Annotated in this window: 2 pseudogenes; both read right to left on the bottom strand. The window is 69.6% G+C overall.

The features are described from left to right. Positions 1-180: pseudogene (locus tag ABD254_RS21390) on the bottom strand (major capsid protein); the annotation flags it as partial. 47 nt (positions 181-227) lie between these two features. Further along, positions 228-629: pseudogene (locus ABD254_RS21385) on the bottom strand (hypothetical protein); the annotation flags it as partial.

Genomic DNA, 629 nt, shown 5'->3' with positions numbered 1-629 from the left:
GACGGTGCGGAAGCCGGTGCCGGGCAGCACCTTGTCCTTGTCGTACGCGTAGGCGTTGCCCTCGATCGGCTCGAACGGGAGCCGGTCCCACACGAGGGAGACGCGCAGCGCGGTCTCGATGGCGCCGCGGCGGACCGGGTCGGTCTCCAGGGCCGCGGCCTGAGCGAAGGTGACGGCCATGGCCGATCACGCTCCCTTCATGGTCAGTGCGAGCAGCCCGGGACGGGTCATGCGCGCGATTCGATGGCCTGTTCGAAGGCCGCAGCCAGGCGAGGGACGCCAGGCAGCGACTCGGGCAGAACAGGGGTGCCCGACTTGCCCTGCAGCGGGTTCGGTCGAGGGGTCGTCGGCTTCGCGTCGGCGACGAACTCCTTGAGCTGGTCGGCGTCCGCCAGGAGCTCCTCCTTGGACGTGCCCGTGAGCCGGGACGCGAACCGCAGGGGAATCTCCTTCTCGGCGGCGACCTCGTACTTCAGCGCCTTGAGGGCGTTCGAGGCGGACTCGTCGCGAGCCGCCTTGAGGTCGTCCGCGGCCTTCTGCTCGGCCGTCTTCTTGGAGTCGTCGATCTGCTTGAGCAGGTCGTCGCGCTCCTTCTCGGCCTGCTTGCGAGCATCGCGCTCGGCCTGCAG

This window comes from Isoptericola hypogeus, from assembly GCF_039531145.1.
Taxonomy (GTDB): Bacteria; Actinomycetota; Actinomycetes; order Actinomycetales; family Cellulomonadaceae; genus Isoptericola; species Isoptericola hypogeus.
Note: the sequence above shows the minus strand (reverse complement) of the source record. Positions and strands in the feature narration are given on the sequence as shown.